The following is a 15543-nucleotide window of genomic DNA, read 5'->3' as shown; positions in this document are numbered from 1 at the left end:
ATGAGCGTACTCGAGGGACCGCGCAAGGAAATCCGTCACGTCATGAAGGACGGCAGCGCCTATTGGGTCGAGTTCAAGGACGGCAAGATCGTCTTTGCCGACGGGCGCACCGCCGACGAGAAGGACGTCGTGCACCTGCCGCCGTGCAATCCGACGAAGATCCTCTGCGTCCATGTGAACTACATCTCGCGCTACTACGAGTTCAACAACACGCACACACCGCCCAAGACGCCGACCTATTTCCAGAAGCCGCTGACGGCGCTCAACGCCCACAAGGGCGAGTTGGTGAAGCCCAAGGGCTACAAGTACGTGAACTACGAAGGCGAGATGGCCGTCGTCTTCTCCAAGGTCACGAAGAACGTGAGCCGGGAAGAGGCCTGGGATTGCATCGCCGGTTTCGCACCGGCCAACGATTTCGGCTGCCATGACTTCCGCGACACCGACGGGGGCTCGATGCTGCGCGTGAAGGGTATGGACGGGTTCTGCCCGATCGGGCCGGGGCTCGTGTCGGGTGTCGACGTCCGCAAGTCGACGTTGCGCAGCTACAAGAACGGCAAGATGGTGCAGGAGGGCGCGGTCAGCGAGCAGATCTTCGACTGCGGCTACCTGATCGCCGACCTGGCGCGACACATCACCTTCCTGCCGGGCGACATCCTGCTGACGGGCACGCCGGCCAACTCGCGCCCGCTCGAAGCCGGCGACACGATCGACATCGAGGTGACCGGCGTTGGCCGCCTGTCCAACACGGTCGTCGAGACGCCGGCGCCGCGCGCATCCGAAGGCTTCCCGCCCAGCCCCGACAGCGAGGGCGTACGCAAGGTGGCGCTCGGCAACGAGGAGCGCCTGCCCGACAAGTTCAAGACGAAGTAGGCCGCGGCCTTCAGGGGCTGGCGTGACCCAGGAAACGGTCAGGCGGCCGGTCGCCCCATTGCGACTGGAAGCCTTCCTCGGCACTGAGCAGGTTGCCGCCATTGGCCGCGTTCAGGCGGTCGGTGTCGGCCCACCTCTCGTGCACGCGGCCCCATGGATCGCACCAGTAGTCGTAGACCTGGCTGCCCAGCAGGTGGCGACCGATGCCCCACATATGGTCGTACTTGCCCAGCCGCTTGATGTACTCGTGATCCTGGAAGACGCAGTCGATGTCCTGAACCTCGTAGGAAACGTGGTTCAGGCCGGCCCTGGTGTTGTGATTGCAGAAGAAGACATGGTGATCGACATAGGCGTCGCCGCGATCGAGACGGTTGAACGAGCCGATGATGTTTTCCTTCTCGCCGACATAGACGTCGTCGGAGCGGATCATGCCCAGCGTCTCGCGGAACCAGGCCACGGTCTCGGTCACCTTCGGCGAGGAGAGCACACCATGACCGATCCGCTGGATCGATGTGGGCGACTTGCCGAGCCGCATCACGCGGCCGACCCGGCGGCTGGGCTCTCGCGCGGTGTTGTGCTCGTCGCGGGCGATCTTGATCGGCTCGATGCGCGTCTGTCCCGAGACGACTTCGATCCGATAACCGTTGGGCTCGGTGAGGCGGACACGCTTGCCGCCGCCGGGCTCGTCCAGTGTCTCGATGCCCGAAGCGCCGGGCAGCTTCGCGAGGCGCTTCAGATCGTCCTCGTCGGCCGCGTGATAGGCGAAGCCAATGAACTTCGTGCCGCCCTTGTGTGTGACATGAAGATGATGGTGATCGTCGGTGCCGCGCATGTAGAGCGCGTCGGGCGTGCGTTCGGACCGGACCAGGCCGAAATGGGTGAGGAACTCCTCCATCTGGTCGAGGTCGGGCGCCTCCATCCGGGGCCAGGCAAATTCCGCAGCCTTGATTACGGCCATTGTTTCCTCCGCTCTTTGGAGGAACGCTAGCCCCGTCGTCCGACCCTGAAAAGGAGAGAAACAATGTCCAAGCCGCCGGCTCCCAATCCGCGCGACGCGCTCCGGTCCTTTGCCCCGAAGCTGATCGAACTAACCGACAATGTCGTGTTCGGTGACGTCTGGGAGCGTCCCGGCCTGTCGAAGCGAGACCGCAGCCTCATAACGTGTGCAGCCCTGGTGGCGATGAATCGCACGGAGCAGCAGACGGGTCATTTCGCCCGCGCTATCAACAACGGCGTGACCAAGGATGAGCTGATAGAACTCATCACGCATCTCGCATTCTATTCCGGCTGGCCGACGGCCATGTCGGCTGCCAACGTCGCCAAGAAAGTGCTCGAAGAGGGAGAGAAGAAGTGAAGCTTTGCTATTTCAATGACTACCGCCTGGGCGTCATCAAGGGCGACCAGGTCGTCGACGTGACGGATGCCGTGAAGGACATCCCGCATCTCGATTCGCGGGATCTCATCATCGGCCTCATCGCCAAGTGGGATTCCTACAAGGCCAAGGTCGAGAAGGCTGCCGCCGACGGCAAAGGCGTGCCGGTGTCGGGCGTGAAGCTGCGTCCGCCGGTGCCGAAGCCCGGCAACATCGTCTGCATGGCGGTGAACTACATGGAAGACGGCACGTTGCCGGAGAAGCCCGCCATCAACGCCTTCCACAAGGCGGCGACCGCGGTGATCGGCGACGGCGACACGATGGTGCTGCCCGACGCGCCGGCCTCGATCTTCGAGGGTGAGGCGGAGATGGCGCTGATCATCGGCAAGCGCGCCACGCGCGTGGCGCCGGCCGACGCTTTCAAGCACATCTTCGGTTACACCTGCTTCATCGACGGATCGGCCCGCGGCCTGCCGCCGCCGGGCAACGTGTTCTTCCAGATGAAGTCGCGTGACACGTTCGCGCCGATCGGTCCGTGCATCGTCACCGCCGACGAGATCGCCGATCCGCAGAACCTCAACATCACCCTGACCAACAACGGCACCGTGATGCAGAAGTTCAACACCTCCGACATGGCGCACCACATCCCGCACATCATCGAATGGGTGAGCTCGATCCATACGCTTGAGCCCGGCGACATCGTCGCCACCGGCACCAACCATCGCGGTCTCAACTCGTTCATGGACGGGGACAAGATCGAGCTGACGGTCGAGAAGATCGGCACGCTGAAGTTCAGCGTGAAGGACGAGCTAAAGCGCACCTGGGCCCGCACCACGCGTCTCCAGCACAAGGAGAAGGGCGGCGAGGGCCCGCACACGCCGCAGCTCACGGGCAAGTACGCCAAGTAACGGCGACGTGGCGAGCCGTTGATCCGGCTCGAAGACAAAATGAAAGGGCGCCGCGGTTTCCCGCGACGCCCCTTCGAGACAGTAGGCTGCTACCTACTTAGTGAGTGAGAGCGGCCTGGCCGTTGCCGGCCTGGACGGGGATCGCGCGGGGCTTCTTCTCCTCCGGGATCTCGCGCTGCAGCTCGATCGTAAGCAGGCCGTTGGCGAGCTTCGCACCCGTGACCTTCACATGGTCGGCGAGCTGGAAGCGGCGCTCGAAGTTGCGGCCGGCAATGCCACGATAGAGATACTGCTTCTCGTCCTGGCCTTCGGTCGGCGCGGCCTGGCCGGTGACCAGGAGCTCGTTCTCCTTCTGGGTCACGTTCAGCTCGGCTTCGGCGAAGCCCGCAACCGCCATCACGATCCGGTAGGCGTTATCGCCGGCCTTCTCGATATTGTACGGGGGGTAGCCGTTGGCGCCGGATTGGCTGGCCACCGAGTCGAGCAGGTCGAAGACCCGGTCGAAGCCGACGGTGGCGCGATAGAACGGGGAATAGTCGACAGTACGCATGTTGGTCATCCTCTCTTGAGCGATGTTGGACGTCCCCGCCCCGGATGGGCGCGGGGAACGACGCTGATTTGGGGAGGGAAGAGGGACCTTCAAGGGCGTTAAAAATTTCCTTCCGCGCCTCTTGAACGGCAGGAATTGCTCCCTCCGGAACAACCTTCGGAAATTCACTTCGTGGCGGATATGCGAGGAATCGCCAGATCAAAGGCGGGTACCAGCATGTCCAAATTCCTTCCCAAGTCCGAGACTTCCCTTTGGGTCCTGTCGATCTCCCAGGCGGTCGGCATGCTTGCGCTCAACGTCGCACTGCGCGTGGCCGTGTCGTGAAACACCTGCCGCTCTTCTTCGACCTCGCCGGCCGCAAGGTCGTCGTGGTGGGCGAAGGGCCCAAGGCCGACCTTCGCGCCAACCTGGCCGCTTCGGCTGGGGCCGATGTCCACCGGCTGACCGGCCCGTCGGTCGCGGTCGAGGATTTCCGTGGCGCCGTTGCCGCCTTCGTGGCGACGTCCGGCGAAGAGTCCGATACAGCCGTCTACCGGCAAGCCAAGGCGGCTGGCGTTCCCGTCAACGTGGCGGACCGGCCGGCTCTCTGCGACTTCATCATGCCGGCGATCGTCGATCGCGACGGCGTGGTGGTGGCGATCTCGACCGGTGGTGCGTCACCGACCTTGGCGACCGTCCTGCGCGGGCGGATCGAGGCGGCGTTGCCGCAGCGGTTGGGCGTGCTTGCGCGGCTGGCGGCCACGTTCCGTACGCAGGTCAATGCGCTGATCGCCGAACCTGCCCGCCGCCGGGCGTTCTTCCGTCGTCTGGTCGAAGGGCCGGCGGCGCGCCTTGCCCTCGCGGGCGACGAAGCGGGCGCGCGTCGTGTCGTTCTGGGTGATCTCGATGCAGCGCGGCGGCACAAGGCGCCGGCCGGCATCGCCCACATCGTGGGAGCGGGGCCGGGCGATCCTGATCTGCTGACCCTGAAGGCTGCGCAGTTGCTGCAGGAGGCCGACGCCATCCTTCACGACAGCCTCGTGCCGCCGGAAGTGCTGGCTCGGGCGCGTCGCGACGCGGAGGTCGTTTCCGTCGGCAAGCGGAAGGGTCGTCCGAGCTGGGCCCAGGCCGACATCGATGCCGAACTGGTGCGCCGGGTATGGGCCGGGCAGACCGTGGTCCGCCTGAAGGCGGGCGACCCCTTCGTCTTCGGGCGTGGCGGCGAGGAAGTCGATGCGCTGCGCGCGGCGGGCCTTGCCTACACGATCGTGCCGGGCATTACGGCGGCCCTGGGCTGCGCGGCATCCGCCGGCATTCCGCTCACTCACCGCGAGCACGCCTCGGCGGTGACCTTCGTCAGCGGCCACAGCGCCGTCGGCGGCAAGCAGGCCGCGTGGCCGGCACTTGCCGCGCAGGGCCATACGCTCGCGATCTACATGGGCGCGACGGAAGCGCCTTCGGTCCGCGACCAGCTTCTGGCCGCCGGGGCGGCTCCCTCGACCCCCGTCGCCGTCATCGAGAACGGCACGCGCCCGGACCAGACAGTTTCCACGGGACCGCTCGCAGATCTGACGCGGCTTGCCGCCCAGGCCGGCGGCGGTCCCAGCCTGATCATCGTGGGCGATGTCGCGGCCTATGCGGTCGCGCAGAGCCTGCCCCTCGCAAAGGTGTCCTGATGGCCAAGAATCTCAGCGGTGACCTGCAGGTCGCTTCCGCCAATCGACTGGCCGACGGCATGGTCGTCTGGCTCGACGAGGCGGGGCAGTGGACCGACCGGCTGGAGAGGGCCGCCGTTGCCCGCGACAAGCGTAATTCGGAGATCCTGCTGGATCGTGCGCGCGCCGAATCCTTCACAGTGGTCGATCCGTTCCTGGTCGCGGTGGCCGAGGACGATCACGGCACGCTCGAGCCGTTGTCGCTGCGCGAGAAGATCCGCGCTTCGGGCCTCACCTTCGACGCCATTGCCGCCGACGCGGTGCGTTATGCCTGATACCCATTTCTATCATTACGACAACTACGACCGCACGCTCGTCTCCGAGCGGGTCGATCAGTTCCGCGACCAGGTGCGCCGCCGTCTGGCCGGCGAACTGACCGAGGAGCAGTTCAAGCCGTTGCGCCTGCACAACGGCCTCTACCTGCAGCTCCACGCCTACATGCTGCGGATCGCTATTCCCTATGGCACGCTGTCGTCGCGCCAGTTGCGCAAGCTCGCCGACATCTCGCGCAAGTACGATCGCGGCTACGGCCACTTCACGACGCGCCAGAACCTCCAGCTCAACTGGATCAAGCTCGAGGACGCGCCGGACGCGCTGGCGGCGCTTGCCGAAGTCGACATGCATGCGATGCAGACGTCGGGGAACTGCATTCGCAACGTGACGGCCGACCACTATGCCGGCGCCGCCATCGATGAGATCGAGGATCCCCGCATCTGGGCCGAGATCGTGCGCCAGTGGTCGACCCTGCATCCCGAATTCACCTTCCTGCCGCGCAAGTTCAAGATCGCCATCACCGGCTCACCCAACGATCGCGCCGCCGTGCGCGTGCACGACATCGGTCTGCGCCTGTGGCGCAACGAGCAGGGCGAGGTCGGCTTCGAGGTGATCGTGGGCGGCGGTCTTGGCCGCACGCCGATGATCGGCAAGACGCTGCGCGAGTTCCTGCCGAAGAACGAGCTGCTCGCCTATCTCGAGGCGACCTTGCGCGTCTACAATCGCTACGGACGCCGCGATAACCTATACAAGGCACGCATCAAGATCCTGGTGCATGAGGTCGGCGCCGAGAAGATGCGCGAGGAGGTCGAGGCCGAGTACGCCGCGATGCGCGACGGCGCGCTCACACTCTCGGCCGAGACCATCGAGGCGATCGCGCGCCAGTTCGCGCCGCCCGAGTTGTCGGCACGGCCTGCCGTTTCGGGGCTGGTCGAGGCCCAGCGCCTGAGCGATCCGGATTTCGCCCTTTGGCTCAAGTCCAACGTCGCGCCGCATCGCGTGCCGGGCTACGCCATCGTGACGGCCTCACTGAAGCCCGCCGGCGCGCCGCCGGGAGATGCCAGCGCCACCCAGATGGATGGCGTCGCCGATATCGCCGAAGCCTATAGCCAGGCAGAGCTGCGGGTCAGCCACGAGCAGAACCTGATTTTCCCGCATGTCGCGGTCGAGGACCTGCCGCAGGTCTATCGTTCGCTGCAGGCGCTGGGCTTCGCCGAGGCCAATGTCGGCAAGATCACCGACATCATCGCCTGCCCGGGGCTCGACTATTGCGCGCTGGCCAATGCGCGCTCGATTCCGGTGGCGCAGCGCATTTCCAACCATTTCGCGAGCCTCGCGCGTCAGCACGATATCGGCGACCTGAAGATCAAGATCTCGGGCTGCATCAACGCCTGCGGCCATCACCATGTCGGCCACATCGGCATCCTCGGCGTCGATAAGAACGGCGTCGAGCTCTACCAGATCAGCCTCGGTGGCGACGTCGACTTCGGCAAGACGGCGATCGGCACGATCCTCGGGCCGGCTGTGACCGCGGACAAGGTGGTCGAAGCGGTCGACGACCTGGTCGGCACTTATCTCGACGCTCGCCAGGACGGCGAACGTTTCGTCGACACTTACCGGCGCATCGGCGCCCAGCCTTTCAAGGAGAGAGTCTATGGCACTGTTTAGCGAAGCGGGACTGCCGGCCTCCTATGTCGCCCTGCCGTTCAGCGAATGGCAGTCGCGGCCCGAATGGCCGGCCGTGTCCCTGTCAAACACCGATCCGGTCGAGGACCTCGCGCCGCATGTTGGCCGCCTGCGCCTGATCGTCCTCAACTTCCCCAAGTTCAGCGACGGCCGGGCCTATAGCCAGGCCCGCCTGCTGCGCGGCCGCATGGGCTATCGCGGTGAGCTGCGGGCGACCGGCGGCGTGCTGCAGGACCAGATCGCGTTCATGCTGCGCTGCGGTTTCGATTCCTTCGAGAGTGAGCAGAAGGGATTCGGCGATGCCCTCGCGAAGGCGCGGACTCTGTTCAGCGTTGTCTATCAGCCCGCCGAGGACGACCAGGTGCCGGCGTCGCTGCGCCGGCTCGAACACGGCAGCGTCGCGGCGTCCTGATCAGGCGTCGCTGCCATCCGGCTGGGAGTCGAGCCACTTCTGGGCTTCCTCGGTGGTGTCGAAAATCTGCGCCTGTCCGGTGAACTTGCCGAGATTGACGTATCGCTTGGCCAGTTCCGCGCCGAGCCCGGGCCTCGGGACCAGCGCCAGGGGGCCGCGGTTGGCCAGGCTCGCATAGGCCGTCGCCCGGGCAGCCAGCGCCATGACGTCCTCATCGGTATAGGTGCCGTCGCCCCGGCTGCCGTCGAACAGCTTGCGGTAGGTGAGGGCGTTCTGAGCCACGACGATATCGGTGAAATCCTCAATATCCTTGAGCGCAATGACGCCCAGCACCCGGGCGTGGATGAAGCGCTTTTCGTGGTCGATCGTGTACTCGATGGGCATGGGCGGATTTTACGCGAACCCGGTGGCGGTCGTCGAGCCGCTTGGCGGTTCCTGCAACCCCGGATAGGCTTCCTCCAATAGCCGGGGATACACCGGCGGGAGGAAGCGACATGATCAAGGGAGCAACGGGCGCCGCGCTGGCGCTCGCGCTGGGTTGGTGCGCGCTCGCGATGCCGGCCTCCGCGCAAATCTTCGTGAACATTCGTTCGCAGGATGCACCGAAGTACGACCCGCACAACAACACGTCGAGCGGCATGGGCCATCCCATGTTCATGATGGGCGACACGCTGGTCGCGCTCGATTGGGACCTGAAGAGCGTCCATCCGCTGCTGGCCAAGTCGTGGACGATCTCCGACGACCGGCTCACCTACACGTTCGCATTACGCGACGACGTCACCTTCTGCGGCGGCAAGAAGTTCACCGCCGACGACGTGATCTACTCCTTCACCCGACTGGCCGATCCTTCGGCGCGCTGGCCTTTCTATTGGCGACTGGGCGAGATCGATAGCCTGACCGCGCCCGATCCCCACACGCTCGTCTACAAGCTGAAGCGGCCGCACTCCGAGCTGCTGGTCGATCTCGCGAACTTCGCGGCGACCATCATCAACAAGGACAATGTCGAGGCGCTCGGCGCCGACTTCGGCGTCAAGGGCTTCGACGGCACCGGGCCGCTGTGCTGGGAAAGCTGGCAGCCGCGCAAGGAACTCGTGCTGAAGCGCCACGATGCCTACAAATGGGGACCGACCGGCGTCTACGCCAACAAGGGGCCGGTGAAGTACGAGAAGATGATCTGGCGCATCGTGCCGGAGGAGACGACACGCATCGCCACCATGCTCTCGGGGCAGGCCGATTTCTGCCACTGGAATCCGCTGCAGGCGATCGAGAGCTTCAAGAAGGCGCCCAACCTCGCCGTCTACGAGCCGACCGCCGACTTTGCGATGTACTACTGGGGCCTGAAGAGCACGCGTGAGAACCTGCAAGACAAGCGGGTTCGCCAGGCGCTCGCCCATCTCGTCGACCGCGAGGAGATCAACAAGGCGATCTTCTTCGGCCAGGCGGAGACGGCGCGGTCGCTCGTCCATCCCAAGGCGCTCGACTTCGAACCCGCGACGCTCGACGTGCTGACCAAGCGCGATCCGGAGAAGTCGAAGAAGCTGCTCGACGAGGCGGGCTGGAAGATGGGACCCGACGGCTTCCGCCACAAGGACGGCAAGAAGCTCGAGCTGCTGATGTACTCCTACACGGTGGGGCAGAACCCGAAACTGTCGGAAGTGCTGCAGGGCGCCGCGCGCACGGTTGGCGTCGACATCAAGATCCAGACCTGGGATCCCACGGTCTTCTTCCAGAAGATCGCCCAGCAGGATTACGACATCTGGACGCTCTCGGTGCCCTACACCTCGGCCGGTGACCAGATGTATCTCTACTATCACTCCAAGAACCGACCGGTGCCCAACCGCATGATGTGGAACGATGCCGAGACCGACCGCATCCTCGACGCCGGGCGCACCGCGACCAACGACGCCGACCGTGAGAAATTCTTCAAGGAGATCCAGCGGCGCATGCACGACGAGGCGCTGATGATTCCGGCGGCGCATTCCAGGCTCTTCCTGGTCGCCAAGAAGAGCATCAAGAACGTGCGCTCGCACGGCATCTACAGCGCGGCCCTCTACAAGGGACTGGACGTGCAGCCCTGACTTCGGGATCGTGGGGCATGACCACGATCTACGGCATCAAGAACTGCGACACGATGAAGAAGGCGCGCGCCTGGCTCGACAAGAAGGGCGTCGCCTACGACTTCCACGACTACAAGACGGCCGGCGTCGACCGCGGCCGTCTCGAAAGCTGGGCCCGCAAGGTCGGCTGGGAAGTGCTGCTGAATCGCTCCGGCACGACCTTCCGCAAGCTGCCCGACAGCGACAAGGAAGGATTGACCGAGGCCAAGGCGATCGCGCTGATGATAGCCCAGCCCTCGATGATCAAGCGGCCGGTGCTCGAAGCCGGGGCCAAGCTGCTGGTCGGCTTCAAGCCCGATCAGTACGAGACTTTGGCCTAGCCCGTCTTTCCCGCGCGCACTGACGTGCAGGCGAGGGCGATGCACTCGACGTGGCGGTGGTCGGTACCACAGCACCCGCCCAGCACGTTCATCTGCGGATGGGCCTCGACGAACGCACGATACTGATCGCCGAGTTCGACCGGATCGCCGGCATCGAGATCGGGCGCGTCGTTCAGTTCCTGGTGGCTGCGCCGCGAGGCGTTGGCGCGCAGCCCCCGGATGCGCCCCGTCCAGCCCTGGCCCGAACCCATCACGTCCTGGAAGTGGGTGGGGTGGGCGCAGTTGATCATGTAGTAGGCCGGCCCGTTCGCGGTCGCGGCGTCGACGAGCCCGATCGCCTCGGCCAACGTCTGTCCGGCCGGCAGGCGGCCGTCGGTCTCGACGGTGAAGGACAGCGCCACGGGCATGCCGGCTCGCAGGGCCGCGCGTGCCAGGCCGATCGCTTCCGGGGTGTTGGTCATGGTGATGGCCGTCACCATGTCGGCGCCGGCCTCGGCAAAGGCGTCGATCTGCAGGGCGTGATAAGCCTCGGCAGCACCCTCCGTCATGGCCTCGCCGGGGACATAGCCGTCGCCGCGCGGGCCGATGCAGCCGCTGATCACCATCGGTGAGGCCGGGGTCTCGTGGGCCTCGCGCAGGTCATGCATCAGCCGGATTGCCTCCGCATTGGCCGCGGCGGTGTCGGCCGTGGAGTACCCGAGCTGGGCGCCCCAGTCAGCGCTGGCCCGCCAGGTGGGGCTCTCGAGAATGAAGCCCATGCCGTGGGCGCGCGCGATCTCGATGTAGCGCTCGTAATACCGGATCAGCTTCCGCCGCCCCTCGGCTTCGCGGAGGAGGGGAAAGGCCGCGAAGAGGGGCAGGTCGAGTCCGTCGTGGAAGATCAGGCAGGTCTCGATGCCGCCGTCGGTCAGGAAGAGGCCGCCATCACCCTGGGGCAGGCCGTGGCGATACTTGGCGCTCATCTTCATCTCGTGGCGCTCCTGAATTTAAATAATCGTTATTTATCAAGATATTATACTGTATAATTGACACATTGGGAGAAATATCAGAGAGTCGGCTCATAAAGCCTTTTACGGGCAAGATAATTGATTGCTGTCGGCCGTTATGGCTGTCCCCCTCTTTATTCGAGGTCCGAAAATGAAAATCGCTACTGTTGCCCTTCTTCTGCCCCTCGCCATGTCGGTTTCCGCCTGCGGCGACACCTGGGGTGAACGCGCCGTGACCGGCGGCGCCATTGGCGCGGGCACGGGTCTCGCGGTGGGCGCGATTGCGGGTTGGCCGCTGGTCGCGCCCGTGCTGGTCGGCACGGCGGTCGGCGCCGGCATCGGCGCTGCCACCACGCCGAAGAAGTAGCACTATCCCAGCAGAAGCTTGAGCTTACGCTCGAAGACGCGCAGCACGTCTTCGAGCGTGTCTCCGTGCGCCAGTTTGCGCGGGCCGTTGTAGACCATGTAGCTGGAGCCGCTGCCGCCGCCCGGGACCTTGGCGATGGCGTAGAGCGGTTGCTCGGCGGTGTGGCGGAAGATCGAGAAGATCGCCATGCCCGGCCGGAAATCGATGGCGTAGTCGCGCCATTCGCCGGAAGCCACACGCATGCTGTAGACGCCGAGAAGCCGCGACAGTTCGCGCTTGTCGAATGAGACAATACGGCGCCGGGCCCGCTGATCGGCCAAACGGTACAGGTTGTTCATGCCGCCATGACTTCGAACATGTCAGTGGTGTGAATACTTGCAGAACCGCCGGTGGGGGTAAAGCGTCCTTCCAGCCCCATTCCGTTGTTTGCCAAAGCATGGGTGGGGGGCTATGAACCGCCGCTCAGGTTGTTGATATTCCGCGATATTCCGGGAGCACTACGTGTCCGACTCCGCCGCGTTCCATGAGATCGACGAGGCCGTCCGCAAGGACGAGATGAAGGAGTGGTGGAGCCGCTACGGCACCTGGGTGGTGGCCGGCGCCGTCGTTGTCGTGGTCGCCGTCACGGGTTTCGTCGGCTGGCGCCAGTACGACCAGGCGCAGCGCGCCGCGGCCAGCGCTACCTACTCCGCGGCACTGGCCCAGATCGCAACCGATCCGGCGGCCGCCCGCGTCGAGCTGGAAAAGCAGGCCGCGAACGCCATGCAGCCGTACCGGTCGCTCGCCGCACTCGCCGCCGCGCAGCTCCTGCCCACGCTGGAAGAGCAGGCGACCGCATTGACGGCCGTGGCACCCAAGCTCTCGGCGTCCGAGCTCAGCGACCTCGCCGTGGTGATCGCGGCCTTCAAGAGCATAGACACGCCGAAGGCCGAGGAGATGGTGGCGAAGCTCGAGCCGCTGGCCGGCCCCGGCCGTCCGTTCCGGCTCAGCGTGCGCGAGTTGCAGGCGATGCTGGTGGTCCGCAAGGGCGACACCAAGCGCGCAAAGGAATTGTGGAACGAGATCGCCAAGGATCCCGCGGTGCCGCAGGGTACCTCGCAGCGCGTCACGGCAATGCTCAATCTCTACGGCGGCACGGAGGCGAAGTAGTTTCGATGTCGAGCGTGTTGCGCGTGGCCGATCTCCGTTTCCTCCTCGCCGCCGTCGTCATGGTGGCGTCCCTCTCGAGCTGCGATTTCTTCGACAAGAGGAAGACGCCGATTCCGGGCGAGCGCATTTCCGTGCTCGGCGACCGGAAGGATCTCGAACCCGACAGCGACGTCGCCAACATGCAGGTCGTGTTGCCGCCGCCGACGGTCAACGAGTCGTGGCCGCAGTCCGGCGGCTTCGCCAACAACGCCATGCACAACCTGGCGATCGGCGACTCGCCGCAGATCATCTGGACCGCCGATGTCGGCTCGGGCAGCAGCTCGACGCGCATCCTCACCACGCCGCCGGTCGTCGCCGAGGGCAAGGTGTTCGCCAAGGATGCGCAGGGCACGGTCTCGGCCTTCAACGCCGACACCGGCGCGCTTCTCTGGCGTGTCACGCTGTCGCCCGAGAAGGCGCGCGACTCCGACGAATTCGGCGGCGGTCTTGCCTATTACGGCGGCAAGCTGTTCGTGACGACCGGCTTCGCCGTCGTCTATTCGCTCGACCCGGCCACCGGCAAGGAAGACTGGAATTCGAGCGTCAGCGCACCGGTGCGTGGTTCGCCGCTGGTGTTCGGCGACCGGGTCTTCGTCATCGCCATCGACAACAAGCTGCACGCGCTGGCCGCCTCGGACGGCTCGGACCTCTGGCAGTTCTCCGGCCTGCAGGAGACGTCGGGTTATGTCGGCGGCAACAGCCCGGCCGGCTCCGGCGACTTCGTCGTGGCGCCGTTCACCTCGGGCGAAGTCGTTGCGCTGCGCATCGACAATGGCCGTCCCGTCTGGAACGAATCGCTGATCGGCGCCCGCGCCGACCTTCGCGCCTTCGGCAACCTGGCCGACATTCGCGGCCGTCCCGTGATCGATCGCGGCCTGGTGATCGCGATGGGATCGGCCGGACAGATCGCCGGCATCGAGCTGCGCTCGGGCCAGCGCCAATGGGACCGCAACATCGGCGGCAGCCAGACGCCGTGGACGGCCGGCCGCTTCCTGTTCGTGATGACCGGCAATGCCGATGTCGTGGCCATGGTCCGCGACACCGGCAAGGTGCGCTGGGTGACGCCGCTGACGCAGTACGAGGATGCCAAGCGCCGCACGCCGGTCCTGTGGGGCGGGCCGGTGCTGGCGGGTGACCGCCTGCTGCTGACGAGTTCGTTGGGCGATCTGCTGGCCGTCTCGCCCTATACCGGCGAAGTGCTCGGCAAGATCGACGTGCGCGACCGCGTGCGCCTCGGTCCCGTCATCGCCAACCGGACCATTTATGTGCTGACAGATTCCGGGCGACTCGTTGCCCTCCGCTGAAGAACGCCCCGCGCCCCAGGGCCTGCGCCGGGTCGCCATCGTCGGTCGTCCCAACGTCGGCAAGTCCACGCTGTTCAATCGCCTGGCAGGCCGTCGGCGCGCGATCGTCGACGACACGCCCGGCGTCACGCGTGACGTGCGCGAGCAGCCCGCGCAGCTCGGCGACCTCGCCTTCATGCTGCTCGACACGGCGGGCTGGGAAACCGCGGGTGGCGAGGCGCTCGAGGCGCGCATGCGCCGCTTCACCGAGCGCGCGATCGAAGGCTCGGACGTCGTCCTCTTCCTGATCGACGCCCGCGCCGGCGTCCTGCCGCTCGACCAGAGTTTTGCGAGCTGGCTGCGCAAGCGGTCGGCGAAGGTGATCCTGGTTGCCAACAAGTGCGAGGGCCGGGCGGGCCAGCAGGGCTTGGCCGAAGCGCATGGCTTGGGTCTCGGCGAGCCGATCCCGGTTTCGGCCGAGCATGGCGAGGGCCTGAGCGATTTGCACGAAGCGCTCGGCCGTCACATCGAGCCGATGCCCGACGAGGACGAGGTGGCCGCCGCCAGCGAAGGCGACGACCCGGACCTGGCCGAATTGCCCGCAGGCCGGCCGCTGCTGCTGGCCATCGTCGGCCGTCCCAATGTCGGCAAGTCCACACTCCTCAACCGCCTGGTCGGCGAGGAACGCGTCCTGACCGGCCCGGAGGCTGGCATCACCCGCGACTCGATCCGGGTCGAATGGGAGTGGAAGGGGCGCCCGGTGCGCCTGGTCGATACGGCCGGCATGCGTCGCCGTAGCCGCATCGAGGCCAAACTCGAGGCTGCCTCGGTGGCCGATACGCTCGACACGATCCGGCTCGCCGACGTGGCGGTGGTCGTGCTCGACGCGGCCGACATGGCCGAGAAGCAGGACCTCAACATCGCCGGCTGGGTGATCGAGGAAGGTCGCGCGCTGGTGATCGCGGTCAACAAGACCGATCTGCTGGCCGACGACCAATCGAACTCTTCCAAGCAGTGGCGCAAGCTGCGCGACCGGCTGGAGATGTCGTTCTCCCAGGTGAAGGACGCGGCCATCGTCGGCTTCTCGGCGCTGACCGGCCGCGGCATCGATCGCTTGATGCCCAAGGTGTTCGAGACCTACGAGATCTGGAACAAGCGGGTGCCGACGCCCAAGCTCAATCGCTGGCTGCGCGAGATGGAGACGCTGCATCCGCCGCCGCTCGCCAGCAACGGCCGCCGCATCCGCCTGCGCTTCATGACCCAGATCAAGCGCCGGCCGCCGACGTTCATCCTGTCGGTCAGCCAGCCGGAAGAGCTGGGTAATGACTATCTGCGCTTCCTGACGAACCGCCTGCGGGACGATTTCGACATGCCCGGCGTGCCGATCCGGCTCAGCATGCGCAAGCCGAAGAACCCCTACGAAGGCCGTCGCAAGCCGCAGCGGTAGGGCTGAGCGGAGCTCAGCCCAGGGAGCGTCAGGACATTGCCCCCGGCAATGTCCGAGAGCGCCGAAGAAA

General features: G+C 65.8%; 18 protein-coding genes. 13 read left to right on the top strand and 5 right to left on the bottom strand.

The genetic code is table 11. The features are described 5' to 3' along the window. Positions 1 to 870, top strand: a complete 870-nt coding sequence (locus tag AC1RP5_RS13830; protein ID WP_493111371.1) for a fumarylacetoacetate hydrolase family protein — start codon at positions 1 to 3, stop codon at positions 868 to 870. A 10-nt stretch (positions 871 to 880) separates the two neighbouring features. Here AC1RP5_RS13830 and AC1RP5_RS13825 read toward each other — a convergent pair whose 3' ends face one another. Next, a complete protein-coding gene (locus tag AC1RP5_RS13825; RefSeq protein WP_493111369.1) occupies positions 881 to 1828 on the bottom strand; it encodes a VOC family protein in 948 nt (315 codons plus the stop codon). A gap of 63 nt (positions 1829 to 1891) precedes the next feature. Here AC1RP5_RS13825 and AC1RP5_RS13820 point away from each other — a divergent pair, with 63 nt between their 5' ends. After that, a complete protein-coding gene (locus tag AC1RP5_RS13820; RefSeq protein ID WP_493111367.1) occupies positions 1892 to 2224 on the top strand; it encodes a carboxymuconolactone decarboxylase family protein in 333 nt (110 codons plus the stop codon). After that, the gene (locus tag AC1RP5_RS13815) at positions 2221 to 3150 is read left to right on the top strand and encodes a fumarylacetoacetate hydrolase family protein (RefSeq protein WP_493111366.1); all 930 of its coding nucleotides are present in this window, start codon (positions 2221 to 2223) and stop codon (positions 3148 to 3150) included. Before AC1RP5_RS13820 ends, AC1RP5_RS13815 begins: the two co-directional genes overlap by 4 nt. A gap of 97 nt (positions 3151 to 3247) precedes the next feature. Here AC1RP5_RS13815 and AC1RP5_RS13810 read toward each other — a convergent pair whose 3' ends face one another. Continuing rightward, on the bottom strand, positions 3248 to 3700 hold the full coding sequence (locus AC1RP5_RS13810) for an Hsp20 family protein (protein ID WP_068194117.1): 453 nt from the start codon (positions 3698 to 3700) through the stop codon (positions 3248 to 3250). 320 nt (positions 3701 to 4020) lie between these two features. On the opposite strand from AC1RP5_RS13810, the gene cysG reads away from it, so the two are divergent. From cysG to AC1RP5_RS13790, 4 genes are read left to right on the top strand one after another with little or no spacing between them, the layout of a single operon-like run. Next, positions 4021 to 5355 (top strand): siroheme synthase CysG, encoded by a 1335-nt coding sequence (gene cysG, locus AC1RP5_RS13805; RefSeq protein ID WP_493111365.1) that lies wholly within the window; start codon positions 4021 to 4023, stop codon positions 5353 to 5355. Next, a complete protein-coding gene (locus tag AC1RP5_RS13800) occupies positions 5355 to 5669 on the top strand; it encodes a DUF2849 domain-containing protein (RefSeq protein WP_493111363.1) in 315 nt (104 codons plus the stop codon). Before cysG ends, AC1RP5_RS13800 begins: the two co-directional genes overlap by 1 nt. Continuing rightward, positions 5662 to 7335: a nitrite/sulfite reductase gene (locus tag AC1RP5_RS13795; protein WP_493111361.1), complete on the top strand. Its 1674-nt coding sequence runs from the start codon at positions 5662 to 5664 to the stop codon at positions 7333 to 7335. Before AC1RP5_RS13800 ends, AC1RP5_RS13795 begins: the two co-directional genes overlap by 8 nt. Continuing rightward, a complete protein-coding gene (locus AC1RP5_RS13790; protein WP_493111359.1) occupies positions 7322 to 7765 on the top strand; it encodes a DUF934 domain-containing protein in 444 nt (147 codons plus the stop codon). The genes AC1RP5_RS13795 and AC1RP5_RS13790 overlap by 14 nt, the downstream gene beginning before the upstream one ends. Here AC1RP5_RS13790 and AC1RP5_RS13785 read toward each other — a convergent pair whose 3' ends face one another. After that, positions 7766 to 8149, bottom strand: a complete 384-nt coding sequence (locus AC1RP5_RS13785) for a hypothetical protein (protein ID WP_493111357.1) — start codon at positions 8147 to 8149, stop codon at positions 7766 to 7768. A 110-nt stretch (positions 8150 to 8259) separates the two neighbouring features. On the opposite strand from AC1RP5_RS13785, the gene AC1RP5_RS13780 reads away from it, so the two are divergent. After that, positions 8260 to 9843: an ABC transporter substrate-binding protein gene (locus AC1RP5_RS13780; protein ID WP_493111355.1), complete on the top strand. Its 1584-nt coding sequence runs from the start codon at positions 8260 to 8262 to the stop codon at positions 9841 to 9843. Between the two features lie 17 nt (positions 9844 to 9860). After that, on the top strand, positions 9861 to 10202 hold the full coding sequence (locus tag AC1RP5_RS13775; RefSeq protein ID WP_493111354.1) for an ArsC family reductase: 342 nt from the start codon (positions 9861 to 9863) through the stop codon (positions 10200 to 10202). Here AC1RP5_RS13775 and AC1RP5_RS13770 read toward each other — a convergent pair. Continuing rightward, the gene (locus AC1RP5_RS13770; RefSeq protein WP_493111352.1) at positions 10199 to 11170 is read right to left on the bottom strand and encodes a homocysteine S-methyltransferase family protein; all 972 of its coding nucleotides are present in this window, start codon (positions 11168 to 11170) and stop codon (positions 10199 to 10201) included. The genes AC1RP5_RS13775 and AC1RP5_RS13770 overlap by 4 nt on opposite strands. Before the next feature lie 169 nt (positions 11171 to 11339). Between AC1RP5_RS13770 and AC1RP5_RS13765 the strand changes: the two genes are divergently transcribed. Further along, positions 11340 to 11555, top strand: coding sequence for a YMGG-like glycine zipper-containing protein (locus AC1RP5_RS13765; RefSeq protein ID WP_493111350.1), 216 nt, complete (start codon positions 11340 to 11342; stop codon positions 11553 to 11555). Positions 11556 to 11557: 2 nt separating this feature from the next. On the opposite strand, the gene AC1RP5_RS13760 is transcribed toward AC1RP5_RS13765, so the two are convergent. Next, the gene (locus AC1RP5_RS13760; protein ID WP_493111349.1) at positions 11558 to 11893 is read right to left on the bottom strand and encodes a DUF2794 domain-containing protein; all 336 of its coding nucleotides are present in this window, start codon (positions 11891 to 11893) and stop codon (positions 11558 to 11560) included. Positions 11894 to 12056: 163 nt separating this feature from the next. On the opposite strand from AC1RP5_RS13760, the gene AC1RP5_RS13755 reads away from it, so the two are divergent. The 3 genes from AC1RP5_RS13755 to der are packed head-to-tail and all read left to right on the top strand — an operon-like array spanning position 12057 to position 15473. Beyond that, on the top strand, positions 12057 to 12704 hold the full coding sequence (locus AC1RP5_RS13755; protein ID WP_493111347.1) for a tetratricopeptide repeat protein: 648 nt from the start codon (positions 12057 to 12059) through the stop codon (positions 12702 to 12704). Between the two features lie 5 nt (positions 12705 to 12709). Next, positions 12710 to 14047: an outer membrane protein assembly factor BamB family protein gene (locus AC1RP5_RS13750; protein WP_493111346.1), complete on the top strand. Its 1338-nt coding sequence runs from the start codon at positions 12710 to 12712 to the stop codon at positions 14045 to 14047. Next, entirely contained in the window at positions 14034 to 15473 is a 1440-nt protein-coding gene (gene der / locus AC1RP5_RS13745; RefSeq protein ID WP_493111345.1) for a ribosome biogenesis GTPase Der, read from the top strand. Before AC1RP5_RS13750 ends, der begins: the two co-directional genes overlap by 14 nt. Positions 15474 to 15543 lie beyond the last annotated feature (70 nt).

The sequence above is a fragment of the Reyranella sp. GW821-FHT12G01 genome (assembly GCF_058806575.1).
Note: the sequence above shows the minus strand (reverse complement) of the source record. Positions and strands in the feature narration are given on the sequence as shown.

Excerpts from the sequence above, each read along its gene's own strand:
- AC1RP5_RS13820 (WP_493111367.1), top strand. The coding sequence starts at position 1,892 with ATGTCCAAGCCGCCGGCTCCCAATCCGCGCGACGCGCTCCGGTCCTTT.
- AC1RP5_RS13800 (WP_493111363.1), top strand. The coding sequence starts at position 5,355 with ATGGCCAAGAATCTCAGCGGTGACCTGCAGGTCGCTTCCGCCAATCGA.
- AC1RP5_RS13760 (WP_493111349.1), bottom strand. The coding sequence starts at position 11,893 with ATGAACAACCTGTACCGTTTGGCCGATCAGCGGGCCCGGCGCCGTATT.
- AC1RP5_RS13810 (WP_068194117.1), bottom strand. The coding sequence starts at position 3,700 with ATGCGTACTGTCGACTATTCCCCGTTCTATCGCGCCACCGTCGGCTTC.
- AC1RP5_RS13830 (WP_493111371.1), top strand. The coding sequence starts at position 1 with ATGAGCGTACTCGAGGGACCGCGCAAGGAAATCCGTCACGTCATGAAG.
- AC1RP5_RS13770 (WP_493111352.1), bottom strand. The coding sequence starts at position 11,170 with ATGAAGATGAGCGCCAAGTATCGCCACGGCCTGCCCCAGGGTGATGGC.
- AC1RP5_RS13765 (WP_493111350.1), top strand. The coding sequence starts at position 11,340 with ATGAAAATCGCTACTGTTGCCCTTCTTCTGCCCCTCGCCATGTCGGTT.
- AC1RP5_RS13780 (WP_493111355.1), top strand. The coding sequence starts at position 8,260 with ATGATCAAGGGAGCAACGGGCGCCGCGCTGGCGCTCGCGCTGGGTTGG.
- AC1RP5_RS13795 (WP_493111361.1), top strand. The coding sequence starts at position 5,662 with ATGCCTGATACCCATTTCTATCATTACGACAACTACGACCGCACGCTC.
- AC1RP5_RS13750 (WP_493111346.1), top strand. The coding sequence starts at position 12,710 with ATGTCGAGCGTGTTGCGCGTGGCCGATCTCCGTTTCCTCCTCGCCGCC.
- AC1RP5_RS13785 (WP_493111357.1), bottom strand. The coding sequence starts at position 8,149 with ATGCCCATCGAGTACACGATCGACCACGAAAAGCGCTTCATCCACGCC.
- AC1RP5_RS13790 (WP_493111359.1), top strand. The coding sequence starts at position 7,322 with ATGGCACTGTTTAGCGAAGCGGGACTGCCGGCCTCCTATGTCGCCCTG.
- AC1RP5_RS13825 (WP_493111369.1), bottom strand. The coding sequence starts at position 1,828 with ATGGCCGTAATCAAGGCTGCGGAATTTGCCTGGCCCCGGATGGAGGCG.
- AC1RP5_RS13775 (WP_493111354.1), top strand. The coding sequence starts at position 9,861 with ATGACCACGATCTACGGCATCAAGAACTGCGACACGATGAAGAAGGCG.